This is a genomic window from Corynebacterium sp. ACRPS, assembly GCF_022346005.1.
Lineage (GTDB): Bacteria > Actinomycetota > Actinomycetes > Mycobacteriales > Mycobacteriaceae > Corynebacterium.
Window position 1 is genome coordinate 1 of the sequence record NZ_JAKRMY010000022.1, and the last position, 26,174, is coordinate 26,174.

21 protein-coding genes and 1 pseudogene are annotated in these 26,174 nt (G+C 59.7%); 9 read left to right on the plus strand and 13 right to left on the minus strand.

The genetic code is table 11. The features are described from left to right. Positions 1-233: 233 nt before the first annotated feature. Genes MHX65_RS10585 through MHX65_RS10595 form a run of 3 tightly spaced genes read right to left on the minus strand, consistent with a single transcriptional unit; the run spans position 234 to position 2,714 of the window. Positions 234-1,472, minus strand: coding sequence for a hypothetical protein (locus MHX65_RS10585; protein ID WP_239270038.1), 1,239 nt, complete (start codon positions 1,470-1,472; stop codon positions 234-236). 54 nt (positions 1,473-1,526) lie between these two features. Further along, on the minus strand, positions 1,527-2,435 hold the full coding sequence (locus tag MHX65_RS10590; RefSeq protein ID WP_239270039.1) for a C40 family peptidase: 909 nt from the start codon (positions 2,433-2,435) through the stop codon (positions 1,527-1,529). Further along, positions 2,436-2,714, minus strand: coding sequence for a chemotaxis protein (locus tag MHX65_RS10595; protein WP_239270040.1), 279 nt, complete (start codon positions 2,712-2,714; stop codon positions 2,436-2,438). It abuts the gene before it with no gap. Between the two features lie 57 nt (positions 2,715-2,771). Between MHX65_RS10595 and upp the strand changes: the two genes are divergently transcribed. The 4 genes from upp to MHX65_RS10615 all read left to right on the plus strand — a co-directional run bounded on the left by upp (position 2,772) and on the right by MHX65_RS10615 (position 6,591). Continuing rightward, a complete protein-coding gene (upp, locus tag MHX65_RS10600) occupies positions 2,772-3,407 on the plus strand; it encodes a uracil phosphoribosyltransferase (protein WP_239270041.1) in 636 nt (211 codons plus the stop codon). Between the two features lie 54 nt (positions 3,408-3,461). After that, complete coding sequence (locus MHX65_RS10605) at positions 3,462-3,824, plus strand: helix-turn-helix domain-containing protein (RefSeq protein WP_005281543.1); 363 nt, start codon at positions 3,462-3,464, stop codon at positions 3,822-3,824. A gap of 78 nt (positions 3,825-3,902) precedes the next feature. Next, on the plus strand, positions 3,903-5,093 hold the full coding sequence (locus tag MHX65_RS10610) for a M20 family metallopeptidase (RefSeq protein WP_005277354.1): 1,191 nt from the start codon (positions 3,903-3,905) through the stop codon (positions 5,091-5,093). A 70-nt stretch (positions 5,094-5,163) separates the two neighbouring features. After that, a complete protein-coding gene (locus tag MHX65_RS10615; protein ID WP_005281545.1) occupies positions 5,164-6,591 on the plus strand; it encodes an NAD(P)H-quinone dehydrogenase in 1,428 nt (475 codons plus the stop codon). Between the two features lie 9 nt (positions 6,592-6,600). On the opposite strand, the gene MHX65_RS10620 is transcribed toward MHX65_RS10615, so the two are convergent. Further along, a complete protein-coding gene (locus MHX65_RS10620) occupies positions 6,601-7,914 on the minus strand; it encodes a short-chain fatty acyl-CoA regulator family protein (RefSeq protein ID WP_239270042.1) in 1,314 nt (437 codons plus the stop codon). Positions 7,915-8,079: 165 nt separating this feature from the next. Between MHX65_RS10620 and prpD the strand changes: the two genes are divergently transcribed. The 4 genes from prpD to MHX65_RS10640 all read left to right on the plus strand — a co-directional run bounded on the left by prpD (position 8,080) and on the right by MHX65_RS10640 (position 15,612). Continuing rightward, positions 8,080-9,591: a 2-methylcitrate dehydratase PrpD gene (prpD, locus tag MHX65_RS10625; RefSeq protein WP_239270043.1), complete on the plus strand. Its 1,512-nt coding sequence runs from the start codon at positions 8,080-8,082 to the stop codon at positions 9,589-9,591. Then, entirely contained in the window at positions 9,591-10,523 is a 933-nt protein-coding gene (gene prpB / locus MHX65_RS10630) for a methylisocitrate lyase (protein ID WP_239270044.1), read from the plus strand. Before prpD ends, prpB begins: the two co-directional genes overlap by 1 nt. A 13-nt stretch (positions 10,524-10,536) precedes the next feature. Next, on the plus strand, positions 10,537-11,697 hold the full coding sequence (locus MHX65_RS10635) for a bifunctional 2-methylcitrate synthase/citrate synthase (RefSeq protein ID WP_239270045.1): 1,161 nt from the start codon (positions 10,537-10,539) through the stop codon (positions 11,695-11,697). A gap of 483 nt (positions 11,698-12,180) precedes the next feature. After that, positions 12,181-15,612: a pyruvate carboxylase gene (locus MHX65_RS10640; protein WP_239270046.1), complete on the plus strand. Its 3,432-nt coding sequence runs from the start codon at positions 12,181-12,183 to the stop codon at positions 15,610-15,612. 253 nt (positions 15,613-15,865) lie between these two features. Here MHX65_RS10640 and MHX65_RS10645 read toward each other — a convergent pair. From MHX65_RS10645 to MHX65_RS10670, 6 genes and pseudogenes are all read right to left on the minus strand, one after another. Beyond that, positions 15,866-16,912 (minus strand): annotated as a pseudogene (locus tag MHX65_RS10645) (DUF1648 domain-containing protein); the annotation flags it as partial. Positions 16,913-17,006: 94 nt separating this feature from the next. Beyond that, a complete protein-coding gene (locus MHX65_RS10650) occupies positions 17,007-17,285 on the minus strand; it encodes a GntR family transcriptional regulator (protein ID WP_005281564.1) in 279 nt (92 codons plus the stop codon). 140 nt (positions 17,286-17,425) lie between these two features. Beyond that, positions 17,426-18,184 (minus strand): ABC transporter permease, encoded by a 759-nt coding sequence (locus MHX65_RS10655; protein WP_239270047.1) that lies wholly within the window; start codon positions 18,182-18,184, stop codon positions 17,426-17,428. 259 nt (positions 18,185-18,443) lie between these two features. Beyond that, complete coding sequence (locus MHX65_RS10660) at positions 18,444-19,025, minus strand: ABC transporter ATP-binding protein (protein WP_239270048.1); 582 nt, start codon at positions 19,023-19,025, stop codon at positions 18,444-18,446. Between the two features lie 595 nt (positions 19,026-19,620). Further along, a complete protein-coding gene (locus MHX65_RS10665) occupies positions 19,621-20,841 on the minus strand; it encodes a NupC/NupG family nucleoside CNT transporter (RefSeq protein WP_239270049.1) in 1,221 nt (406 codons plus the stop codon). A gap of 33 nt (positions 20,842-20,874) precedes the next feature. Beyond that, entirely contained in the window at positions 20,875-21,315 is a 441-nt protein-coding gene (locus MHX65_RS10670) for a cytidine deaminase (RefSeq protein ID WP_239270050.1), read from the minus strand. Between the two features lie 205 nt (positions 21,316-21,520). Between MHX65_RS10670 and MHX65_RS10675 the strand changes: the two genes are divergently transcribed. Next, complete coding sequence (locus MHX65_RS10675; RefSeq protein ID WP_239270051.1) at positions 21,521-22,807, plus strand: thymidine phosphorylase; 1,287 nt, start codon at positions 21,521-21,523, stop codon at positions 22,805-22,807. Here the strand turns inward: MHX65_RS10675 and MHX65_RS10680 are convergent. The 3 genes from MHX65_RS10680 to MHX65_RS10690 form a co-directional block, all read right to left on the minus strand. Continuing rightward, a complete protein-coding gene (locus MHX65_RS10680) occupies positions 22,804-23,928 on the minus strand; it encodes a DUF1648 domain-containing protein (RefSeq protein ID WP_239270052.1) in 1,125 nt (374 codons plus the stop codon). The genes MHX65_RS10675 and MHX65_RS10680 overlap by 4 nt on opposite strands. Further along, positions 23,925-24,293, minus strand: a complete 369-nt coding sequence (locus MHX65_RS10685) for a GntR family transcriptional regulator (RefSeq protein WP_239270053.1) — start codon at positions 24,291-24,293, stop codon at positions 23,925-23,927. The genes MHX65_RS10680 and MHX65_RS10685 overlap by 4 nt, the downstream gene beginning before the upstream one ends. A gap of 85 nt (positions 24,294-24,378) precedes the next feature. Further along, complete coding sequence (locus MHX65_RS10690; protein ID WP_239270054.1) at positions 24,379-25,884, minus strand: ATP-binding cassette domain-containing protein; 1,506 nt, start codon at positions 25,882-25,884, stop codon at positions 24,379-24,381. Between the last annotated feature and the right edge of the window lie 290 nt (positions 25,885-26,174).

Consider the following 26,174-nt stretch of genomic DNA (forward strand, 5'->3'; position numbering starts at 1 on the left):
CGCGTACACACTGCGTGGGCCGTCCACTAAAGAGTGCCTAAAAACTACCCCCGGTACCCGATATCCGCACCGGTCGGTACTCGATACCGCCCTACCGGTACTAAATAGCGTCGCGCGTCACCCAGTCCACGCTCCACTATGAGGAGTGGTTGGACTGGGGCGGTTGGCGGTTAGTGGCCGATACCGGCAGCTGAGGTCGCTAGAGCCGGTAGTCCGCAGGGCAGAGTAAAAGCCTAAAAGCGGGAAAAACGCTTAATTAGCATGTTCTCGAGGCCCTTCCAGGACTCGGCGTGCTCGTTATAGGGCTTCGACGGGACGTAGCCGGCGTGTTCGGTGGAACCGAGCATGTAGCCGAGGTAGTCCTGCAAGCGCGGATTGGCCAGCATATAGGAGTTGATGGAATCGTCCCCGGCCCAGTCCGCGGCATCGGCGCAGACCTCGTAGCAGCGGGCTAGCTGGTCGGAGTCGACCGCTTCGGGCCCCTTTTCAATATCGCGCACGATGCCATTGAAGGAATATTGGTTATCCGGGTGGACCTGCACCTCTAGCTCGCCGGCGTTGGCTGCGGTGACGACGTCCTGCCAGGTGGACACGCGCGCTAAGTCATGGTCATCATTATCGATGAGCCACCGCACCAGGGTCTTGGAGGAATCGAAGGTAAAGATTTCGCCCCACTTGCCCAAGAAGATGGGCTTGCCGTCCAGGTAGGTGCGCAGCGTGTAGACGGACTTGGACTGCGCGGTGATTTTAATCGGGTCGATTCCGGCGGCGGCCCAGGGGGACTCGTCATAAGGATCGGCGGCGTCTGCTGCGGCCTTGCGCTTTTCTTCGGCTTCCTTGGCGGCAGCGTCGGCGGCACTCGCTGCCTCGGAGATGCGGGTTTCGGCATCGGAGATAGCGGCGGCGTCGAATTCATCGCTCGGAACCACGCGGACGTGCTTATCCAGATCCGCGATGACCTTCTTCCAGTTGGTCAAGATGACCCGCCCGACGCCGGTCCATTCGTTCATTCCCTGCTCGCCGGAGTAGTGGTCGGCGCCGCGGGAGACGTTGCGCAGGATGGAGTGGGTGGCGAAGAAGATGGTGGTCTGTTCGGCAGCGGCGACATCGGCAAGCGCGGATGCCACCTCGAGGTCGCGCGCCACGGTGGAGACATTGGCGTGGCTGGGGCGGCCGGCGAGGGCTTCTGGCATGCCGATGAGATCGTATTCATCGCGCTTGGCCGGGGTGACGCGGTGCGCCGGGCGGGCGGAAAAATGCTCCCACTGCGGGTGATCCAGCAGGTCATGCTTGGCATCGGACTCGAGGTAGCACAGCAGCTCAGCGGGGGAATCAAAGACCAAAACGGAGTCATCGTCGCCCAAAAAGGCCTGCCACTCGGAGCCATTTTCGCGCCACTTGGGCGCCCAGAGGGTATAAAAATCGCCCTCAGTCAAGGAGAGCTTAATAGGCACAATCGCACGGGTACTCATGAGCTTTTAGTCTACCCAACGCCCCAGCTGCCGCGCGGAATTGCCGGGGCCTTGTCAGGCAGTCGGCCGCCAAAAACCCTTAAATTGCATGCCCATATTATTCGTGCGCAGCGGGTTGGTCTGCACGGGGTCCCCGGCCTCCACAATCTCGCCATTGCCGGAATACATCGCCACATGGCCATCCCAGACCACCAGATCGCCGGGCTGGAGCTGATCGGCGCTGACCTGCTTGCCGATGGCCTGCTGGTCCGCCGTGCGCGGAATATCCACCCCTGCCTGGGAATAGGCCCATTGAGTAAGCCCCGAGCAGTCAAAGCCACCGTTGCCGGTTCCGCCCCAGGTATAGGGCTGGCCCACTTGGCTCTTAGCCGCGGCCACGGCCGCGCGGCCTGCCTCCGAGCCGGCTTCTGCGCCCGCTGATGGGTGCGGCGCGGGTGCAGCACCGAGCTCCGCCGGAGGAGCCACGGCGCTATGCGTCGCCGCGGCGGCCGTGGCCTGCTGGGGCTGGCCGACGGCGGATTCCACCGGCCGCTGGGAGATGGGCAACAGGGCCGCCGCGGTGGTGGTGAGCTCGTCTTTCAGGCGGTTGACTCGGGCCATCGCCAAGCCAATGTGCTCGTCTATTACGGTGCGAAGGGACGCAAGCGCTGCGGCGCGGGAGGCGGGATCGAGGGAGATTAATCCCATCGCGATGGGCGCCGCGGCCTGGATAAGCTGCGTGCCGATGCCAAAGATATCGCCGGCAGCCGCCGTAACGAGGCCTCGGGCCTGGCCAAGTACTGCGGAGACGGTCTCGTTATCGCCGGTGAGGAGGTTCGCGGCGGCGATAAGCTGCGAGGCATCGCCGTGCGCGATATCCGCCAGCGGTTGCGCGGCGGAGAGATCTGGGACGCGGGGAAGTTGGACATCGGGAAGCGGCGAAGGCTGCAGCGCGGCGATGTTTTTAATGGCGGTAGCAAGCACTTAGATCGCCGCCCCGAGGGAGTCGCGCAACGCCGCATCGGAGTCTTCCGCCTCGCGCGACATCTGGAAGGAAGACTGCGCGATGTGCCCCATATCGTGGCGCAGCATGGTCATCCGCGCCCCAATATTGTCTAAGGCGGCATGGACCGCTTCATTGAACCTGGTAAAGGCCGAATCTTCGGGCAATGCCGGGTGGGGTGGATTGTCTCCCTGCGCGTTCGCGTGCAGGTCACGGGCTAAATGGCGGGCGTGGGCGGTATCTATCTGAAATGGTCTCATGCCCTATTGGACTGGCCAATGGCCCAAGTGGTTCCCAAAAAGTTTAAAGTAGTGGGCATGGATATCCACGTCGTAGACCACCCGCTTGCCGCTTCCTGCCTGACCCTGATGCGCGATGCGCGCAGTGATAACTCCGCTTTTCGCGCCGCGCTCAAGGACCTGGGAACCATGCTCGTATATGAAGCCTCCCGCGATTTGGCGGTAGAAAACTTCGCTTGCGAAACCCCGGTTGCCACAGCGCAAGGCACCCGCCTGCAGGATCCACCCATCATCGTGCCCATCATTCGCGCAGGCCTCGGCATGGTGGATCCTGCCCTGTCGATGATTCCGGATGCCCAGGTCGGGTTCATCGGCATGGCGCGCGATGAAGAAACCCACGAGCCCGTGCCGTACTTGGAGGCGCTGCCGCAAGACCTCACCGGGCGCACCGTCTTCGTCGTTGATCCCATGCTGGCCACCGGCGGATCCCTGCTGCACGCCCTGCGCCTCTTGGCCGCCCGCGGCGCTACCGATATCACTGCCATCTGCATGGTCTCGGCCCAAAACGGCGTGGATGCGCTGGAGAAATCGGGCCTTCCCGTTCGCCTCGTCACCGCCGCCATTGACCCTGAACTCAATGCGGATGCCTATATCGTGCCGGGGCTTGGCGATGCCGGCGATCGCCTATACGGCCCGCGCAATATCGATCTTTAAGCTAGTATTTCTCCCTGAAAGCCCGAAGGTGGCTTTCAAAAGGGGGAAAAGATCGTGAGTTTTATTCAACTAATGTGGTCGAGCTACGGCTACGGATTTTCGCAACAACTGCGCCGCGTGCGCGAGCGGCGCGGGGTATCCCAGCAAGTGCTTGCGGATATTTCGGGGGTATCGCGCAGCCAGATTTCTAACCTGGAACGCAATGAAAATGGCCTACACACCATGGCGGACCCGCAATTATCCACGGTGTACAAGCTGGCGCTGGCTTTAGAAATCCCGCCGGCGGTCCTCTTGCCGGCCGGTGGGGACGTGGTGGAGGGCCACTTGGCAGACTCCGCCGTGCTCGGGGTAGAAGACGTGGCGCCCTTTCCACAGGACTACATCAACCAGCGGCGCTTTAGTAATGCGCGGGGCTAACCACCCTGACTTACTGAACCGCATGGTCTAGTTGTAGACTGCCTCCAAGAGATAGTCCAGCAACAGGGAGGCGTGCGCGTGATCTCGGAGTTTATTAACGAGTGGTTCGATGCTCACCGTGCGGAGGTCATCGCGTGGCGGCGCCATATCCACCGCAATCCGGAAACGGCGAACCAAGAGGTGGAAACCACCAATTACATCGCGAATATCCTTGCGGATTACGGGCTTGAGCCGCAGCGCTTCCCGCACACCGGCCTCATGGTAGACATCGGCCCGGACACGGAGCTTGGCCGCTTGGCCTTCCGCGCCGATATCGATGCCCTGCCCATCACGGAGGTAACAGGGCTGGAGTTTACCTCCGAGAAGCCCGGGACCATGCACGCGTGCGGCCACGATGTGCACACTACCGTGGCGCTCGGCTTGGCGTGCGCGCTGGCGGATTTTCAGCGGGTTAATGAGCTGGAGCTGGGCATTCGCGTCATCTTCCAACCGGCAGAGGAGGTGTGGGTCGGCGGGGCCACCGACGTTATTTCTTGGGGCGCGTTAGAAGGCGTGCATTCCATCTTTGCCATCCACGCCGAGCCGAAGTTGCGCGTGGGGCGCATCGGAATCCGCGCCGGGGCCATTACCTCCGCAACGGACGTAGTGGAGCTCAAGATTAAGGGCCCGGGCGGGCATACCTCGCGCCCGCACCTATCCGCGGACGTGGTCTATGCGCTGGGCAAGGTTATTACGGAGCTGCCGGCGCTGCTGTCGCGCCGCGTCGACCCGCGCACCGGCACGGTTTTGGTCTTTGGCCAGGTCAATTCCGGCTACGCCCCTAACGCAATCCCGGAAACCGGCATGCTGACCGGCACGATGCGCACCGCCGATATCACCATCTGGCGCCAGATGCAGGAACTCTTCGCGGAGTTAGTGGATCAGATCCTTGCACCGGTAGGGGTAGAGCACGAATTGTCCTATAACCGAGGTGTCCCGCCGGTGCTTAACGATGACGTCGCTACCGCCATGCTCGCTTCTGCCGCACAGTCCATCGACCCGCAGGCCGTGGTTCAGGCCCCGCAGTCTTCCGGCGGGGAGGACTTTTCCTGGTACTTGGAAAAGGTACCCGGTTCCATGGCGCGCCTTGGTTGCTGGTCCGGGGAGGGGGAGCAGCACGATCTGCACATGGGCGACCTCATCGTGGATGAGCGGGCAATTGGTGTGGGCATTAAGCTTTTTGGGGCCGTCGTCGAGCAATTTATGGGGGAGAATGCGCAGGCGGACTAACGCGCTGGGGTTACCTACGGGTTAGACTCGTAGGCGACTTTAAAAGTGGAGCCTATAAAGGAGCAATTGCGTGTTGAACCAGACCAAGCGAATTGTCATCATCGGCGGTGGCCCAGCGGGCTACGAGGCAGCGCTGGCTGGCGCCAAGTACGGCGCGGAAATCACCATCATCGAAGACCAAGGCATGGGCGGCAATAGCGTGGTCTTGGACTGTGTTCCCTCCAAGTCCTTCATCGCCGGCGCCAATATTAAAACGGACTTGCGCCGCGCGGATGACATGGAGCTGAACGAGGGCATCGGCAAGGCACAGCTTTCCATCAGCGCGCTGAACCAGCGCGTGCAGGACCTAGCGGCTAAGCAATCCGGTGATATCCGCAATACCATGGATTCCCTGGGTGCCCGCGTTATCGATGGCCGCGCGCACTTCCCGGAGGATCAGCAGGCCGATGCCTTCGGCGGGCACAAGGTCACCGCGGTCTTCAACGAGGATGGCCACGAGGAGACGCTGGATGCGGATCTCGTCTTGGTTGCTACCGGCGCCACCCCACGCATTTTGCCCGGCGCCCAGCCGGATGGCGAGCGCATCCTGACCTGGCAGCAGGTATATAACCTCACCGAGCTGCCAGAGCACCTCATTGTGGTGGGTTCCGGTGTCACCGGTGCCGAGTTCGTCTCGGCCTTCGCCGAGCTGGGCGTCAAGGTCACGATGGTGGCCTCGCGCGATCGCATCTTGCCGCATGATGATGCCGATGCCGCCGACGTCCTCGAAACCGTGCTGAGCGAGCGCGGCGTGGAGCTGGAAAAGAACTGCCGCGTGGAAACCGTTAACCGCACTGAGGACGGCAACGTGCTGGTCACCACGCAGGACGGCCGTGAGATCCATGGCTCGCACGTCATCATGTCCATTGGTTCCGTCCCGAATACCAAGGACCTGAAGCTGGAAAACGTGGGCGTGGAAACCGCGAAGTCTGGCCACATCCAGGTAGACCGCGTCTCGCGCACCAATATTGCCGGCATTTACGCAGCCGGTGACTGCTCCGATCTCTTCCCGCTTGCCTCCGTGGCCGCGATGCAGGGCCGCGTGGCGATGTACCACGCGCTCGGTGAAGGCGTCTCGCCGCTGCGCCTGAAGACCGTGGCTAACGCGGTCTTTACCCGCCCGGAGATCGCCGCGGTCGGCTTTACCCAGGCCGAGATCGAGGCCGGTGAGGTCGCCGCCCGCGCCATTACCATGCCGCTCAATACCAACCCGCGTGCAAAGATGCGTTCGCTGCAGCACGGTTTTGTCAAGCTATTCTGCCGTGCTACCTCCGGCCGCGTGATCGGTGGCGTCATCGTCGCGCCGACCGCCTCCGAGCTCATCCTGCCGATTGCGATGGCGGTGACCAACCAGCTCACGGTGAACCAGCTGGCCGATTCTTTCGCGGTCTACCCATCGCTTTCCGGCACCATTACCGAGGCCGCCCGCCGCTTGGTGGCCCACGATGACCTGGAATAAACCTCGTTCCTAGAACGTGGAGTAGGCCTGCTCTGCAGTGCGGTTGAGCTCGATTTTGATCGGCCTATCTGCCTCCGGCAGGGCGCGCTGCGGACAGAATTCGCGGGGGCAGGCCGTACAGCCTGGGCCAATCGGGGTGGCGGCGGAGATGTCTAGGTTCAGGGCATCGGCATATACGATGCGATCCGCCTGGGTGATATCGCAGCCTAGGCCTACAGCGAATTCCTTGCGCGGCGTACCCCACGACTTGGCCGTTCCCTGCACGAAACGCCCGATCCACAGGTAAGCATGGCCGTCTGGCATGGCGGCGACCTGCCGGGTAATGCGGTTCGGGGTTTCAAAGGCGCGGTGGACTACCCACAGGGGGCAGGATCCACCAGAGCGCGCGAAGTGAAAGGCAGTGGAGGACTGCCGCTTGGAAATATTGCCCGCGCGGTCGGTGCGGATGAAGGAAAACGGCACGCCCTTTAGCCCTGGGCGCTGGAGCGTGGCGAGGCGCTGCGCCGTTGTTTCAAACCCGGTTCCAAAGTAGTTGCATAGCAGGTCGATATCGTAGCGGGTATCTTCTGCCATGCTGAGAAAGCGCTGGTAGGGCATGGTCACCGCCGCCGCGAAGTACTGCGCAAGGCCCAGGGTGGCTAAGTCTTGGGATTCACCTTCGGGCAGTTCAGATACGAGGTTGTCGCAGATATCGCCGTAGGCCAGCAGGCAGTATTGCAGGGCCATCTCAAAGACCAATTGTGCCTCAGATAACCCATCGCGCAGCGAGAGCTCGCGCGTGTCTGGGTCGAAGCTCCGCCGAGGGCCGGGCCTGGAAAAGCGCACCGTAACCCCCAGATCCTCATGCATCCGGGAGGCGAGCCGGCCGCGGCGCAGAACGCGATCGCCCAATTGCCCGGCTAGTTCCTCTGCGAGCACATCGAGCTCGTGGATGTAATTATGTGCGTCATAAAAGAAATCACGCACCACTTCAAAGGGGGAGGGGTCCGCGGCGGGCGCGCGGGAGGCAACGTCGACAAACCGCGGCATCAACTCGGGAAAGCGGGAGGCGAGATCCGAGAGTGTTTCTTCAGAGGCATCGGGGAAGATGTGGCGGAGTTCGGTAATCGTATGGATATCGCGGTCTTCGGCGAAGTAGCTGGGATCCACGGTGAAGCGCTGGGCTAGCTGCATTAACACGGTCACGGTGAGTGGGCGCTGGTCGTTTTCCAATTGGTTGAGGTAGCTCGTGGATAGCCCGAGTTTCTTCGCCATCGCCACCTGGGTGAGCCCGCGCTGCTTGCGCAAAGCGTGAATCCGTGCCCCCGCGTAGTGCTTGGTCATGCGTCCCCCTCCTTCCTTTAAGGCCCATGCGCTGTGAAAATCACAAGTTTTGCAGATTTCACAAAAGAAGTCCGCTAATTTCCACAAACATTACCTATAGCGTGCACCACATGCAAGCATTTACTGTGATGTGCAACGCATTCTTGATGAAGGAGGACGCAACCAGTGAAAAACCATGAGGTACGCACTCATAAATCCGCCGAGGACTTCCCCTACGAGGAGCACTTGGCGTACAAGGTGGCCGAGGTGGCCGCGGACCCCGTAGAGGTCCCGGAAGAAACCACCGAGATGATCATCAACCGCATCATCGATAACGCCTCCGTAGCTATGGCCTCCGTTGCCCGTGGCCCCGTCACCTCCGCGCGGGTGATGGCAGAAGCCCATCCCGTGGACAAGGGCGGATCCACCATCTTCGGCATCGATGGCACGTATTCCGCGGAGTGGGCAGCACTGGCCAATGGCACTGCGGTCCGCGAGTTGGACTACCACGATACCTTCCTCGCTGCCGAGTATTCACACCCCGGCGATAATATTCCACCGCTCCTTGCTGCAGCGCAGCACAAGGGTCTGAGCGGTCGCGACCTTATCCGCGGCATTGCAACCGGCTATGAAATCCAGGTCAACCTGGTCAAAGGCATGTGCCTGCACGAGCACAAGATCGACCACGTGGCGCACTTGGGGCCATCGGTAGCCGCGGGGCTTGGCACCATGTTGGGCCTGGATAGGGACACGATTTACCAGGCCGTCGGCCAGGCGCTGCACACCACCACGGCAACCCGCCAGTCCCGCAAGGGCCTGATTTCTTCGTGGAAGGCCTACGCGCCAGCCTTCGCCGGCAAGATGGCCATCGAGGCCGTCGACCGCACCATGCGCGGCGAGGGTGCCCCGGCGCCGATCTGGGAGGGCGAGGACGGGTTCATCGCCTGGATGCTGCATTCGCCAGAGCGCACCTACACCGTGCCCCTGCCGGAAAACGGGGAGGCCAAGACCGCCATCCTGGATACCTACACTAAGGAACACTCCGCGGAATACCAGGCGCAGGCGCCCATCGATATGGCCTTTGCGCTGAAAAAGACGCTAGAGGACAAGGGCCTCAAGACGGCGGATATCGAGTCCATCGTGCTGCACACCTCCCACCACACCCACTACGTCATCGGCACCGGCGCGAACGACCCGCAAAAGATGGATCCTTCCGCCTCTCGCGAAACCCTGGACCACTCTGTGATGTACATCTTCGCGGTCGCGCTAGAAGATGGCGTGTGGGACCACGAAACCTCCTATTCCCCTGAGCGCTCCAACCGCCCGGAGACCATCGAGCTGTGGCAGAAGATCTCCACCGTCGAGGATCCCGAGTGGACGCGCCGCTATCACTCCAACGACCTGGAGGAAAAGGCCTTCGGTGGCAAGGCAGTTATCACCTTCAAGGACGGCACCGTCATCGAGGACGAGCGCGCCGTGGCAGACGCCCACCCGCTGGGCGCCCGCCCCTTCGCCCGCGAGCAGTACATTGCCAAGTTCAAAAAGCTTGCCGATGGCGTCGTCGACGAGGCCGAGCAAGAGCGCTTCCTCACCGCCGTGCAAGACCTAGAAAACCTCACCGATCTAACCGAACTCAACGTGCGGGTCAGCGATGAGCACCTCGCCACCGCGCCCGAGAAACCGGAGGGAATCTTCTAATGGCTGGACTATTTGGTTCTACAATCACCAACGCTGAAAAGCGTGCGAACTTCCGCAAATCCATCGAATCCGGATCGATTACCACGCTGCCGGGCGCGTTTAATCCGCTGACCGCCCGTCTTATCCAGGACATTGGCGGTTTCGACGGCGTCTACGTATCCGGCGCGGTGCTGGCTAACGATTTAGGCCTGCCCGATATCGGGCTTACCACCTTGACCGAGGTGGCCCAGCGCGCCGGGCAGATCGCGCGCGCTACCGACTTGCCCGTGCTTGTCGATGCCGATACCGGCTTCGGCGAACCCATGTCCGCCGCCCGCACCGTCGCCGCCCTCGAGGATGCCGGCCTGGCCGGCTGCCACCTGGAGGACCAGGTTAACCCGAAGCGTTGCGGGCACCTCGATGGCAAGGAAGTGGTGGACAAGGAAGTCATGGTCCGCCGCATCAGCGCGGCCGTCAATGAGCGCCGCGATCCTAATTTCATCATCTGCGCGCGCACTGATGCCGCCGGTGTCAATGGCATCGATGACGCCATCGATCGCGCTAAGGCCTATGCCGAAGCCGGTGCGGATCTGATTTTCACCGAGGCGCTGTATTCCCCTGCGGACTTTGAAAAGTTCCGCGCCGCCGTGGATACGCCGCTGTTGGCGAATATGACGGAGTTCGGCAAAACCGAGCTGCAATCAGCAAAGACCCTCGACGGACTGGGATACAACGCCGTGATCTGGCCGGTCTCCAGCTTCCGCGTGGCCATGGGCGCTACCGAAGAATTCCTGCGCGACTTGCAGGAAACCGGTATCCAGACTGAGTGGTTAGAGCGCATGCAGCACCGCTCCCGCCTGTACGAACTGGTCCGCTACCAGGAATACAACGAGTTCGACCAGTCCGTATTCACCTATTCCAAAGACAACTATCAACCCACTTTTGAAGGCTAAGGAGCCAGTGGCCATGTCCGATAAGAAAAACGAAACCCCAGAAATCCGCAAGGGGCTTTATGGCGTCGTTGTTGATGAAACCGCCATTTCCAAGGTCGTTCCTGAGACCAACTCCTTGACCTACCGCGGCTACCCGGTCCAAGAACTGGCCCGCTACTGCTCCTTCGAAGAGGTTGCGTACCTCTTGTGGAATGGCAAGCTGCCGGGGCAAGAATCCCTCATCCGCTTCTCCGCGCGTGAGAAGGCATTGCGTCACCTGGACCGCCACCTCATTGACCTGATCATGTCCATGCCGCAAAGCTGCCACCCAATGGACGTTCTGCGCACGGCGATTTCCTTCATCGGTGCCCAGGATGCGGAGGAATACACCAAGGACTCCGAGCACGTGCGCCGTACCGCGCTCGAGCTCATGGCGAAGATCCCCACCATCATCGCGCTCGATATCCGTCGCCGCCGCGGTGAGGGCTACATCGAGCCGTCCCGCAAGAAGGGCTTTGCCGAAAACTTCCTGTGGATGGTCTTCGGCGATGAAGAAGGCTCCCCAGCGGTAAACCGCGCCGATATCGAGGCCTTTGATAAGTCCCTCATCCTTTATGCCGAGCACTCCTTCAATGCCTCAACCTTCTCGGCACGCGTGGTTACCTCCACGATGTCTGATACCTACTCCGCCATCGTCGCCGCCATTGGCGCTCTCAAGGGACCACTGCACGGCGGTGCCAACGAGGCCGTCATGAAGAACTTCCTCGAGGTAGACGATCCTGCCAAGGCAGAGGAGTGGACCAAGAACAAGCTGGCTAATAAGGAACTGGTCATGGGCTTTGGTCACCGCGTGTACAAGAACGGCGACTCCCGCGTTCCCACCATGGAAGCCGCCTTCAAGGAGTTGGCGGAGCAGCACGACCAGACCAAGTGGATCGAGATGTACGACATCATGGCCAAGACCATGGAGGAAAACACCTCGATCAAGATCAAGCCAAACCTGGACTTCCCGGCCGGCCCTGCCTACCACATCCTCGGGTTCGACATTCAGTTCTTCACCCCGATCTTCGTCATGGCCCGCATTACCGGCTGGACCGCGCACATCGTGGAACAAAATGAGAACAACTCGCTGATTCGCCCGCTGTCCGCATACGTCGGCGAAGACCAGCGCTCCGTTCCACCGAAGTCCTTCTAAACACTCGGCTTCCCGCGCGGTTCGGGCGGTCCGTGTAACCGGGTAGTGAGCCGTCCATGCTCCCCATGCCTGCGTGGGGAGCATTTGCGCATCCTCCTACGCTATATGTGCATCCTTCTACGGTATAACTGAGCGACCCGCGCCCTCAGATGTTGCATTTTCGCCTCAGGTATTGCATAGGAGGATGCGCATGTAGCGGCTGCAGCTCCGGCCCCGACTGCGGCTGCGGATCCAGCTGCGGCTGCGGTACCGGCTGCGAAAAATTTGCCAGATGAAATTTGCAGACTTTGCAAAATTGTTAGGCCTGTTATTACTGGTTGACTGGCAGAAATTGCTTTCGCGGGGTTTAAGTTGCAGGTGAGTGTAGAAAATTCCGTTCAAAAAAGGGATGATAAAAACTATTTTTATCTCTAAACTGAGAGACGGATCACCCCAGTGGGGACATTGCAACGCAGTGTCTTCCAAGTTGAAAGGAACACCCAAGTGGCCAATTCCGCCCTTCCATCGTTCGACAAGATTTTGGTAGCCAACCGCGGTGAAATCGCCGTGCGTGCCTTCCGCGCTGCCTTTGAAACGGGGGCGAAGACCGTCGCCGTCTATCCTCGTGAAGATCGCAACTCCTTCCACCGCGCCTTTGCGGATGAGGCAGTGCGCATTGGTGACGAGGGACAGCCCGTCAAGGCATACCTCGATATCGAGGAAATCATCCGCGCTGCCAAGAAGTCTGAGGCGGACGCAATCTATCCGGGTTACGGCTTCTTGTCCGAGCGCGCCGATTTGGCCCGTGCCTGCGAGGATAATGGCATTAAGTTCATTGGCCCCACCCCGAGCACGCTGGATCTCACCGGTGATAAATCCGCTGCGGTTAACGCCGCGAAGGAAGCAGGGCTGCCGACGCTGCAGGACTCGGAGCCGACTACGGACATCGATAAGCTGGTGGCAGACGCCGGTGACTTCAGCTTCCCAGTCTTTGTCAAGGCCGTCTCTGGCGGTGGAGGGCGCGGTATGCGCTACGTGGAATCGGAATCTGAGCTGCGCGAACGGGCAGCAGAAGCCTCGCGCGAGGCCGAGGCGGCCTTTGGTGATGGCAGCGTGTACCTCGAGACCGCGGTGATTAATCCGCAACACATTGAGGTGCAGGTGCTCGCGGATGCCCAGGGCAATGTCATTCACCTCTTTGAACGCGATTGCTCCGTGCAGCGCCGCCACCAGAAGGTCGTAGAGATCGCTCCCGCGCCGTCGCTGGATCCGGAGCTGCGCGATCGCATCTGCCAGGATGCCGTGAACTTCTGCGAGCACATTAACTATGAGGGCGCCGGCACGGTGGAATTCCTCGTGGACGAGCGCGGCAACCACGTCTTTATTGAGATGAACCCACGCGTGCAGGTGGAGCACACCGTGACCGAGGAGGTTACCGGTGTGGACATCGTCAAGGCGCAGATGAATATCGCCGCCGGTGCTTCCTTGGAAGACATCAACCTGTCGCAAGAAAATATCACCATTACCGGCTCCGCCCTGCAGTGCCGCATTACTACCGAAGACCCGAATAACGGCTTCCGCCCAGATACGGGTACGTTGACCGCATATCGCTCGCCGGGCGGCGCTGGTGTACGCTTGGACGGCGCTACCTCCGTGGGTGCTGAGGTATCGCCCAACTTCGACTCCCTGTTGGTGAAGATGACCTGCCGCGGCACCACCTTCGAGCAGGCTGTGCACCGTGCTCGCCGCGCGCTGAACGAGTTCCACGTCTCCGGCGTGGCCACCAATATCGGCTTCCTGCGCGCGTTGCTCAATGAATCTGACTTCGTCAATACCCGCGTCGATACTGGATTCATTACCGAGCACCCGGATCTGCTCAAGGCGCCACCGGCGGTAGATGAGTCCGGTCGTATCCTGGACTACATCGCGGATGTCACCGTGAATAAGCCCAATGGTGATAGGCCCACCGCGCTGCGCCCGTTTGATAAGCTGCCGGAGTTCAACACGGAAGAGCCGCTCCCGCGCGGTTCCCGCGATGATCTCCTGGAGCTAGGGCCACAGAAGTACGCGGAAAAGATTCGTGCCCAAGAACCATTGATGGTTACGGACACGACGTTCCGCGATGCCCACCAGTCCCTGCTTGCTACCCGCGTGCGCAGCACCGCCTTGGTCTCAGCGGCAGAGGCCGTGGCGCGCTTGACCCCGGACCTCTTCTCTGTGGAGGCGTGGGGCGGTGCTACCTATGACGTGGCCATGCGCTTCCTCCACGAGGATCCCTGGGTGCGCTTGGACCTACTGCGCGAGGCCATGCCGAATCAGAACATCCAGATGCTCCTGCGCGGGCGCAATACCGTGGGTTATACCCCGTACCCGGATTCGGTCTGCCGCGCCTTCGTGCAGGAAGCGGCCAAGTCCGGTGTGGATGTCTTCCGCATTTTCGATGCGCTTAACGATGTCTCCCAGATGCGCCCTGCCATCGATGCCGTGCTCGAGACGAATACCACCGTGGCCGAGGTAGCCATGGCGTATTCCGGTGACCTTTCTTCGCCGAAGGAAGACCTCTACACCTTGGATTACTACTTGAAGCTCGCCGAGCAGATTGTAGAATCCGGCGCGCACATCCTGGCCGTTAAGGACATGGCCGGCCTGCTGCGCCCAGAGGCCGCACACACGCTGGTGACCGCGCTGCGCAAGGAATTCGACCTGCCGGTCCACGTCCACACGCACGATACCGCCGGTGGCCAGATCGCTACCTACTTCGCGGCGGTGCGCGCCGGCGCCGATATCGTCGATGGCGCCTCGGCACCGCTGGCCGGCACCACGTCGCAGCCTTCGCTTTCCGCGCTCATCGCTGCATTCTCCAACTCCAAGCGCGATACAGGAATCGACCTGCAAGCGGTCTCGGATTTGGAGCCGTATTGGGAGGCCGTGCGTCAGCTATACGCCCCGTTCGAGAACGGCATTCCTGGCCCGACCGGCCGTGTGTACAAGCACGAGATTCCGGGTGGTCAGCTGTCGAACCTGCGCGCGCAGGCCGTCGCATTGGGCCTGGCGGATCGCTTCGAGGTCATCGAGGATAACTACGCCGCCGTCAACGAGATGCTAGGCCGCCCCACCAAGGTCACCCCGTCCTCCAAGGTGGTGGGTGATTTGGCGCTCCATCTCGTGGGCACCGGCGTTTCTCCGGAAGACTTTGCGGCGAACCCGACGAAGTACGATATCCCGGATTCCGTGGATCAATTCCTCCGCGGCCAGCTGGGTACCCCGCCGGGTGGCTGGCCGGAGCTGCGCGATAAGGTCCTCGATGGCCGCGCCGAAACCGGTGCGCAGATTAACGATGTCCCGGCAGAGGAGCAGCCGCACCTGGAGTCGGATAACTCGGATGAGCGCCGCGCCAGCCTGAACCGCCTGCTCTTCCCCAAGCAGTTCGAGGAATTCAACGAGTTCCGCCGCAAGTATGGCAATACCGAGGCGCTGACGGATACGACCTTCTTCTACGGCCTGACCGAAGGCGAAGAAAAGGTAGTGCACTTCTTCCCAGAAGATTCCACCGATCGCTCCAACCTTAAGCAGATCGTGGTGCGCCTCGATGCCGTGGGTGAGCCGGATGAGAAGGGCATGCGCAATGTTGTGCTCAACGTCAACGGCCAAATCCGCCCGATGAAGGTGCGCGATGAAAACGCCGAATCCACCGTGGCCACGGTGGAGAAGGCGGACCCGTCCAATGACGGCCACGTAGCGGCCCCGTTCGCCGGTGTGGTCAACCCCACGGCAGAGCCAGGCGACGAGGTCAAGGCCGGCGACCAAATCGCGGTCATCGAGGCCATGAAGATGGAAGCTTCCATTTCCGCCACCAAGGATGGCGTGGTCGAACGCGTGGCCATTGGCCAGGCCACCAAGGTGGAAGGCGGCGACCTCATTGCCGTAATCAACTAGTCTGCACACTCAAGCGCCCCGCTTCCCTCGATTTATCTCGAGGCAGCGGGGCGCTTTGGTGTCTAGCTGTGCTAAAAATCAACGATTTCGTCCATCCAAATGACCGCAACCGTCGACGAAATCCTTGCTCTAGATGGACGAAATCGTTGATTCGCGAGGATGGCGGAGGCTCGCCTTAACCAAGGATGACGGGCAATGCTAACGAGCCGACCAAGATGAGTACCACGAGGCCGAAAAAGACTTTGGCCTGCCACCGGGCATAATTAAATGACATTCCCGTACCGAAGCGCTTATCTACCAGTACCGCCGGATCATCCGGGTTGTAATATATTACTCCCCATTTATAGAGGTGGTCATTGTCCGGTGATTCTTTGTCTTCATCAGCGAAGTGAATACCGCGCAATTGTTCGGATAACCGGGATTGCTTGTAGAGAAGAAATACAACTAGACCGATGCTGCCACCAATGGTGAGAATCAGCATTGTGGTGATCGCGGCGCCGTTGAAGCGTTGATAATGCGGGATAGGGCCGGTTACCTGCATCAGCGCCATCCCGGCGCTGATGAGCAGGGTGAGGACTCCCATGCCGGTGTTCGTCAGGGCGAGGTTTGCTTCGTTACGCAGCCGCGCTTTAATGCTGCGCTCAGAGCGTGGGGACACCTCACTATGCGCGATAAAAGAGCAGATAATGGCAAATAGGCCCAGCAATGCTAAAGCGACGAATGAGGAGAAAAATACGCTCCCAATTGATTTGTCGCTCCAATTGTCGGCCTCCATGGATTCATTCCAGTGCACGGGAACGGGGTCCGGAATGGCGGACCAGTGGGAAGCGACGATGATGGCACCGGCCGCGATGCACAGCAGGGAAGAGAGCATGGTTACCCACGGAAAGGTCGGGGTAGGGATGCCGCGAAATTCGGGCGCATCAATGGCTGTGGTGGAAACACGGGCAGCGATGCTGGTTTCAACCTCGTCGAACCAGCCGCCCGCCTTTTTAGCCGCGATGATACGGCGGCGTTGGGACGCATAAGCCCACATGCCACCGAGCGCCACCACGAGGGAAGGTAGTGCGGCTAATAACGGCAGTTTCCAGGCAAAGAGGGACATGGCCGTTGCCACGATGCCGCAGCTCCACGTGCGTATCTTGAATCCGGCGAGGGCGGAGGTAACCGCAGGATCAGAAAGATAAGCCTTGGGCACGCGCACTCCGAGCGGTGTGCCAGGTGAGGCCAGGGAGGGGGCTGTGGCCATGATCCAGGTGATAACCAGGGTGGTGGCGGCCATTATGAGTGTGAAAATCATGGTGATACTTCCAGGTCATTAAGGGTGGAGCTGAGTCGAGCGTGGAGCTCATCTGGGCTAAAGCCTTGGGCGCGGGCGAGTGCGACTATGCGGCTTAATTGCTCTTCCAGTTGTTTTTCTTGCGCGGTGGTGCGAGCACCAGGCCTGACGATGGAGCCGGAGCGTCCGGCGGTTTTACAAGGTCCTCGGAAACCAAGAGGTCGTATGCCTTCTTCACGGTGGCAGGGTTAATGCCTATATCCTTGGCAACGCGGCGGACGGGATCTAGCTTGTCGCCATCGGAAAGCTGTCCGCGAGCGATAGCCAAAACGATTTCATCGTGAATCTGTTGAAAAACGGGGACGTCAGATTCGGGGTGAAGGGTAATGAACATCTGTCACCTCCAATCTTTTTCTGTATTACTTGCTGTAACACAAGCTGTATTATTTTATGTGGTACAGAAAAGAGGGCAAAAAGAATCCCAGGTACCTGCGACTTAATGCAGTGACGTACCTGGGTTGCGGGGCAGGGAGACTAGAGAAAAAGGGCCCCAGCGATGGCAGCAATACCGTAGCTCCCGCGCATGAAGTAACCGAAGACCTCGGGAGAGAAGGAGGCGCCGAAGCCGCCGGTATCGATGATATTCATGGTGGTAACGCGTGCGGGAGGGGAGCGCTTAAAAGCGGTGTAACTAAGCCCCAAACAACATGCTGCGAGCGTGAACAGGGACAGCTTCCACACGGTGGCGATGAAGGCGGTGCCGACAACGGCAGCACCTGCGGTGGCAGCCAGTGGCAGTCCCCAGTCGGGCCACGCACCATCGACGATGCGGCCGAAGGAGGCGGCGCGGCCAGTAGCGGCGCCGACAATGGTCCAAGCGGCAGCAAATCCAATAAGAGCAAGGCCGCCGAGCTGAGGTGCTAGCGCTAGGGTCAGTCCCATGACGGCGACCGCACCGAGGGGGATGTACCACCGGCGAAACAGGCGCCGAGCAAAGAGGAGACTGAGCGAAGCCGTGGCATGTGAGCGCGGGCGCAGGCGAGCGGATTGGGAGGCGATAGCATCGGCAGAAACCTCAGAATCCAGTAGCCCAAAGGAGGACGAGCCGATGGCACGGGTACGGCCCGCGCGGAGGAGCGAGGCGAGTTCGAAGGATCGCCAGCCGATGGCAAACCGCAGCAGGGGGAGGGTTATCGCCGCATAGAGTGGAAGATGCAGCGATGCACACAGGGCAAGACCTAGGAGGCTCACGCCGGCGAGCTGGGCAATAGACAGCTTATCGACGCCTCCCATGCGCCCCCGCGGCCTATCCGCATAGACCCAACGCCCGAGCGAAAGGCTGCGCAGCGGATAGAGCGCCTCGAGGAGGATGATGAGGGCGAGCGAGCCGAGCCCGGCACCAATGGTCGCGGTTGCGGGCAGAGCAGCGGCCGTGCGCTGTGCTAGCGAGGGCAGAAGCGCTGCAGCATTGTGCCAGGCGTAGACGCTGACGCTCGCGATAAGTGCCGCGATGAAGGCGTAATAGATGGCTGAGGAAGCTGTGGAAGAAGTTTCATGAAATCTTCACTACTTCGTCGCAGGCAGCGAAGATGGCCGGAGAATGGGAAGCGAGCACCACACAGCGGCCATTGGCTGCCAGGTGGCGTAGCTCCTCGGCCAAGAAGGCGGTCCAGGTGTGGTCGAGGTGGCGCTCGGGTTCGTCGATAAGCAAGGCTTTGGCCGGCTGATAAAGCTGGGCTGCGAGGTAGACCCGCTGGCGCTGGCCAGAAGAAAGGCTGCTGACAGCGGAGTTCCGGATGGCGTCGTCGATGGCCCAGAGCTCATGGACCTTGGCAAAGTTTACGCCGGAGCGGCGGGATAGCAAGCTAAAGTGCTCACCCACGGTGAGATCGGGGAGGAAGACTGGGTCCCCGACGGAGATGACGGAACCGGCCGCCGCAGCGCTACCGGGCGCGGCACCGTCGATGAAAACGGTGCCATTTAGTGGGGCAATCTCGCCGCTCAACGTCTGCAGCAGCGTAGATTTACCCGCACCATTCGGGCCTTTTAGGCCGTATACGCGACCGGCATTAAAGCTGCGATTGAGGTGCCCCAAGGCGGCGGAATGTCCGTAGTCTGCATCTATTGTCAACATCGTTGCCAGGTTAGCAGACAGGTGGCTGGCCCTAGGGGGCGGTAGCTTTGATGCGATTCAATTGTTTCAGGAAGTAATCTTGGATTAAAACCTTGGGTATGATTGTGCGTTCCTGTTCTATTGATGGGCTTGGCTCCTTGTGCCTGGCATGTAAGTCACAAGAGCCTGTCTAGAGGTTTTAGGGTGCCGTAATCTCTCATGGCGAATCGGATCACAGGTTTCTCTTTCTCGTCGAGCCCAGTATTTGATTCGGGATAGATTGCCACACACAAACCATTAGACACTCCCACTGCCGAGGTTCTTTTAGGCCGGTGGGGCAAAATGAGCGCGAACGCCGAGGATCCTCCGATGGGCTAAGCTAGCCCGATCTTCGCGCTGAGAATGCTCGTCTGCGCCGTGAGCTGACACAAACTCCGTACGGTTCAAGGTGTATAAAGCTAGAGGACGCAACCAATTAATTGTGTCGCTGCATACCTAGTTCGCGGAAACGTCTAAAAGCAACCGCGTTTGGCCATTTTCGGCCCTGATTTTTGTGGAAACGCGGTTGCTTTTGGGAAATTTTGGCGTGATTAGTTATCGAATCTGGCCGGGCGGGTTAGAGAACCATTGGTGCAACGATGACGCCGACGATGGCGGCATTGAGCATATTGGTAAGGAAGCCACCGAAGAGTGCGCGCGGGCCAAGTTTTGCTACTTCACCGCGGCGCTCAGGGATGAGGCCACCGATGGAGCCAATCTGGATGCCGATGGACGACAGGTTGGCGAAGCCAGCGAGGGCGAAGGAGGAGATCAAGATGGCCTTATCGCTGAGCTCATCGACGCTTTCACCAAAGGCGGTGTAGCCAACGAACTCGTTAAGGATGATCTTTTGGCCGATGAAGTTACCCACCTCGAGGGCCTCGTTCCAAGGCGTACCGATAAGCCAGGCCACTGGGGCGAAGATGATGCCGAAGAGGCCTTCGAGCGACCAGTTATCCTGGCCGAAGAGGGAACCAATGCCGCCGAGGATGGCAGAGAGCATCACGATCGAGGCGATGAAGGCGATGAGCAAGCAGGCAACCGAGATGGCGATCTTACCGCCGGCCATGGCACCGCTACTGATGGCATCGATGATGTTTTTGGATTCGGTATCGCGAACGTCTTTAACGGTAGCGTCGAGGTTCGTCTCTTCGGTCTCTGGCATGAGGCCCTTGGCGACGAGCAGGGAGCCCGGCGCATTCATGAGCGATGCGGCGAGCAAGTACTCCAGGGGCGCACCCAAGAGCGAGTAGCCGATCAACGTGGAACCGGCCACGGAGGCAAAGCCGCCGACCATGCAGGTATAAAGCTCGGATCGGGTGAGCTTGGGCAGGTAGGGCTTAATTACCAGCGGTGCCTCGGATTGGCCGAGGAAGATCACGGTGGTGGCCCAGACCGATTCCACCTTGGAGGTGCCCATGAGCCACTTGATGGCGGATCCGACGTATTCCACGAAGTACTGGATAACCCGGAGGTAGTACAGGGCGGCGATGATGGCGCCCAAGAAAATGATCACGGGCAGCACATTGAGGGCGAAAACGAAGTCATCACCGAAGAGGCCGCCGAAGACGAATTGGGTGCCTTCGTTGGTAAATTCCGTGAGCTTAGTTAGCCCATTGGCGATGCCCTTGAGGGCTTTGAATCCAGGTTCCCACGCGAGGACCAAGAAACAGAAGACCACCTGCAGGACAAGGCCCACGCCAATGGTGCGCCACTTGATATTTTTACGCGAGCTCGACAGGACGTAAATTACTGCAAGAATGGCGATGATGCCGAGCAATCCTTGTAAGCGTTCCATATTTTCTGACCGTTCTTTGAAGGGACTTTTTAATTAGAGTGACTCTGGGCCAAAGGAGAGGGGGAGGATCTCAGCAAAGTCATGGCTCCGGGGCTTTCCATCGACGGAGACGATGACGCGCTCGCAGTTAAACTCCCGCAGGACCTGGCGGCAGGCACCGCAAGGGTAGCAAGGTGCGGACTTCAAACCGACGATAGCAACCGCTTTAATCTGCGGAATGCTGGGCAAGTGGCCATCGGTGGCCGTCACGTCTGCGGTGGTGACCATGTGTGCGGCGGCGTTGCGTTCGGCGCAAATGCCTAACGGGCTGGAGGCGTTTTCGACGTTGGAGCCGGTGACAATGCGGCCATCGGCAAGCAGCAAAGCCGCACCGACGGGGAAAGAGGAATAGGGCGCCCAGGCGTGGTGGGCTGCTTCTTCTGCGAGGTTGAGCAATTCGGCATCGGTGGGAGGCGAATCCGGGGTGGTGTTCATTGCGGTATGGGCTTTCTTTGTACGGGGGGTGAAGAGAGACTGCGTTAATTCTCCAATAGAACAAAAAGAAAAATACTCGTTGACATCTGTTCTATAGGGAATAGTAATTGGACGTGGTGGAGTGCACAACCACTGTATATAGTGCAGTAAATCACATTATGTGCTTGTATGTTTCGGTTTCCAAATCAGTACAGGAGGAGTCGTCATGGCCGAGAAATTCGATGCGGTAGATGTTATTCGTACCAAGCGCGACAAGGGGGTGTTTAGCCCGGAGGAAATCGACTGGGTCATCGATGCCTATACGCGCGGGGTCGTGGGAGATGAGCAGATGGCCGCGCTCAATATGGCGATCTTCCTCAACGGCATGAACCGCGAGGAAATCTCGCAGTGGACCAAGGCGATGATCGCCTCCGGTGAGACAATGAGCTTTGAGTCCTTGTCCAAGAAGACTGCGGACAAGCACTCCACCGGTGGTGTTGGCGATAAGATTACGCTGCCTCTCGCGTCTCTCGTTGCCGCTTTTGGCGTCGCGGTTCCGCAGCTTTCCGGCCGCGGTCTGGGCCACACTGGTGGCACCCTGGACAAGCTGGAGGCCATCCCTGGCTGGCAGGCGGATATTTCCAATGAACGATTGATGGAAATCCTGGAGGACCCGGGCTGCATCATCTGCGCGGCAGGCTCTGGACTGGCGCCCGCGGATAAGAAGATCTATGCCCTGCGCGATATCACCTCCACCGTTGAGGCGATTCCGCTTATCGCTTCGTCCATCATGTCGAAGAAAATCGCTGAAGGTACCTCGTCGCTGGTTCTCGACGTCAAGGTGGGCTCCGGCGCCTTTATGAAGGATGAGACCTTGGCCCGCGAGCTGGCGCAGACCATGGTGGACTTGGGTAATGACGCCGGCACGGCTACCACGGCACTGCTGACGGATATGTCCACCCCGTTGGGCCGAAAGGTGGGCAACGCCCTCGAGGTCGAGGAATCCGTCGAGGTCCTGGCAGGCGGCGGGCCAAGCGATGTCGTCGAGCTGACCCTGGCCCTTGCGTGCGAGATGCTGGAAGCGGCCGGCGTGCACGATGCCGACGTGGAAAAGGCGCTCAAGGATGGCCGCGCCATGGATAAGTGGAAGCAAATGATTAAGGCGCAGGGCGGAGACCCAGACGCCAAGCTTCCCGTGGCTACACATACCCACGATGTCATCGCTGAATCCGATGGTTACCTTACCGAGCTTGATGCCCTGTCCGTCGGCGTGAGCTCCTGGCGCCTGGGCGCTGGCCGTGCGCGGAAGGAAGACCCGGTACAGGCAACCGCGGGCATCGAATTGCACGCGGTCAAGGGCGAAAAGGTATCCAAGGGCCAGAAGCTTTTCACCCTGCACACGGAAACCCCAGAGCGCTTCGAGCGCTCCCTTGAGACCTTGCAGCAGGGCTTTAAGATTACCGACGCCCCGCTGGATAAGGAGCGCCAGATCATCCTGGACCGCATTGGCTAAATCAGGATTAATGGAAGAGCAATCGACCCGATGACGATGACCGCTATGACGGCGAGGAAGGCCTTCGCCTGCCATGTGGCGTAGTTGAAGGACACTCCGACGCCTAGGCGCTTGTCCACCAGCACCGCTGGGTCATCGGGGTTGTAATACAGGATCCCCCATTTATAATGTTCGTCATTATCGGGGGACTCTTTGTCTCCATCCGGAAGTTTCACCCCGCGCAGCTGATCCTCGAGCTGCGATTGGGCGCGAAGTATCATTGCCACGATGGCTATGGTGCCGCTAATGGTCATCACCACCATGGTGATAAAGGAGAAGCCAGCCAGGTCCTGATAGCTCGGTACCGGGCCGGTTATCTGTATAAACGACAGCCCGAGGGACATGAGAAGCAGCAGGACGCCCATCGCTTCGTTGGAGGCTGTAAGGTTTGCCTGATTGCGTAGCCGCGCCTTGATGGAGCGCTCCGAGCGCGGGCGAACCGCGGTGCGTTGGATAAGCCAGCAGATGCCGGCGAAAAGCAACCACATTCCCAGCGCGATAAACGTGATGAAAAAGACGCTGCCGATGGACTTGTCGCTCCAGCTATCCGGCTCCAAAGAATCATCCCAGTGCACTGGCACGGGATCGGGGATGTCGGACCAATGGGCGGCGACGATGAGAGCACCGGCGATGATGACCAGCAAGGAACCCAACATGGTCAGCCAGGGAAAAGACGGCGTTGGTACATCAATATCTTGTGTGGCGTCGGCGTCCCGCTCCGCTACCTGGGCGCTGACCGCGGTTTCTACCCCGTCGAACCAGCCGCCGTCCTTCTTGGCCGCGATGATATAGCGGCGCTGGGAGAGGTAAGCCCACGTGCTGCCGATAATGACCAGCAGGGAAGACAGAGCCGCCACCCACGAGTGGTTGACGTAGAACAGCGAGATAACCGCCGCTGCGATGCCCACAACCCACGTCCGAGTCTTAAAACCAGAAATAGCGTCGACCACAACGGGATCCGAAAGATGGCTTTGGGGAACGCGAACGCCGAGCGGGGCGCCTGGCGCCGCAAGTGCTGGGATCGTGGTCATTATCCACGTTATGACCAGCGTGGTCGCGGCCATGAGGACGGTAAGAATCATGCGAGCTCCTTCAGTATGGAATCGAGATAGCCGTGGAGCTCCTCAGTGGAAAAGCCCTGGGCGCGGGCGAGGGTCGCCACGCGGCACAGGCGTTGCCGAACCTGCTGTTCTTGCGCCGCGGTGTGCGCGCCGGGACGGACGATCGATCCGGAGCGACCCGCGGTTTCGACGAGGCCATCAGCAACGAGCAAGTCGTAGGCGTGTTTTACGGTGGCCGGGTTAATGCCAATATCCGCGGCGACCTGGCGCACGGGATCGAGCTTGTCGCCGTCGAAAAGCTGCCCGCGGGCGATGGCCAGCACGATTTCATCGTGGATCTGCTGGAAGACCGGCGCATCCGCGTCAGGGTTGAGCGTGATAAGCATGAGCTACCTCCTTCCAATAAGTTTTGTGCAACTAATAGTAGCACAGTCTGTATTAGTGGAGGTAATACAAAGCGGAGACTGGGGCCTAGATATGCACCTGCGACGTGAGGCTGAGCTCTTTGCAGAAGCCCTCATTGTGGCTGACCAGCAAGTATGCACCTTTGTAGGACTCGAGGATCTGCACGAGCCACTTTATGGTGGTGATGTCCAAATTATTGGTGGGCTCATCAAGCAAGAGGAATTGCGGGCTGGGATCGGCCAAAAGCACCCTGGCAAATTCCGCGCGGAAACGTTCGCCACCGGATAGCAGGCCGGTGCGGCGGTGCACCTGGTCATCGCGAAATAACAGCTGCGCCAATTGATCGCGGATGAGTTGTGGGGGAGCAGTGGGGTTGGCCTCTGTGACCATCTCTAAGATTGTGCGATCTTCCGGCAAGGTGATTTTCTGCCGCAAATATCCACAGTCCACGCTGTACTCAACGCCGCCCCGCGCAACCTCATTAAGGAACGTGGTTTTCCCGCTGCCGTTTGGACCCATAAGACGAACATGCTCAGGGCCGGTTATATCCACGATGTTACTGGTGAGCACGCGGGTGCCATTGGGCAACTGCGTGCCTGGGAGGTCAAGGTGAACGTGCTCGTCTGGGCGGATCGTATGTTGCGCAGCTTGATAGGCAGCAAATGCTTCCTGCACCGAACCCGATGCCTGAGCCGACCGCTTAGCCGCGGTATTTTGGGCGCGGTTCTTATCGTTTCCCATCGCCATCCCGGGCTTTCGGCGGTTGTGCGAGAAGGCTTTGCCGCGGCGATTGTCCCGGGAAATGCGCACCTGCATCGCCTCGCGCTCGCGCACTTGCTTGCGGTGTTCGGCTTTGGCCTCGCGAGTTTCTGCTTCGGCGGCGCGCTGTTCGGTTTCTATGGCCTCCCGGTAGGCGTGATAATTTCCGGAAAATAACCGCAAACTTCCCGCGTAGAGTTCTGCAATGTGCTCGACATGGGAGAGCAGGTCTAGGTCATGGGAGATGACAAGAATGGGCGTAGAAGCGCTGGAAATAAGGTTGATGACCTTGGATTTTCCTGCTGCGTCCAAGTTATTGGTCGGCTCATCGAGGATGACAAAGTCTGGGTGATCAAAAAAGGCGGCGTTTAATGCGATGGTGACCGCTTCGCCTCCAGACAGCGTACCGATGGTGCGATCTAGCGGGTAGGGAACGCCTGCGTTATGGAGGCAGGCATGAATCCTGTCTTCGATATCCCAGTCGTTACCAATGGTTTTCAGCAGTTCCTCGGAGTAATTTCCCGCTTCTAGTGCGTGGAGCGCGGCAATCTTTTCCGCCGCGCCGAATACTTCGGCGATGGTTAAGGAGTCACGCAAGCCAAGATCTTGGTCTAGATACGTGACCTCTGGTGCCGTGAATGTGCCCGAGGATGGTGCGATCTGGTGGGACAGGACCTTAGCAAGGGTTGATTTTCCGGATCCATTATCGCCAATCATTCCAGTAACCGAGTCAGGGATTGTTCCGGAAAGTTGGGAAAAGCAGGGCGTGCCGTCTGGCCACGACAGGCTGAGCTGGGAAAAAGAAATCGGCATGAAGAATCCACCTTTAAAGAACGAGTGTGCAAGGGACGTCGTACTAGGCGGAAATCTTCATAGACCTCAACAATAGCAGCTGTGGTGCAAAACACAAGGGCTCTAGCTAAAATTCATCTCTTGCTGGAACCAGAGGCCTGCAAGAGACAGACGCCAGATTAGAAGCGGCGGAAGAACTTACCCTGGGTGAGCTCCTCGAAGCCCGGTAGTGGCGTGGCGGACGCGATACCAGGGGCGGTTTGCTCGGCCGCGAGATCGATAGCGTTAGCAACGAGCAGGTCGTGGGCTCG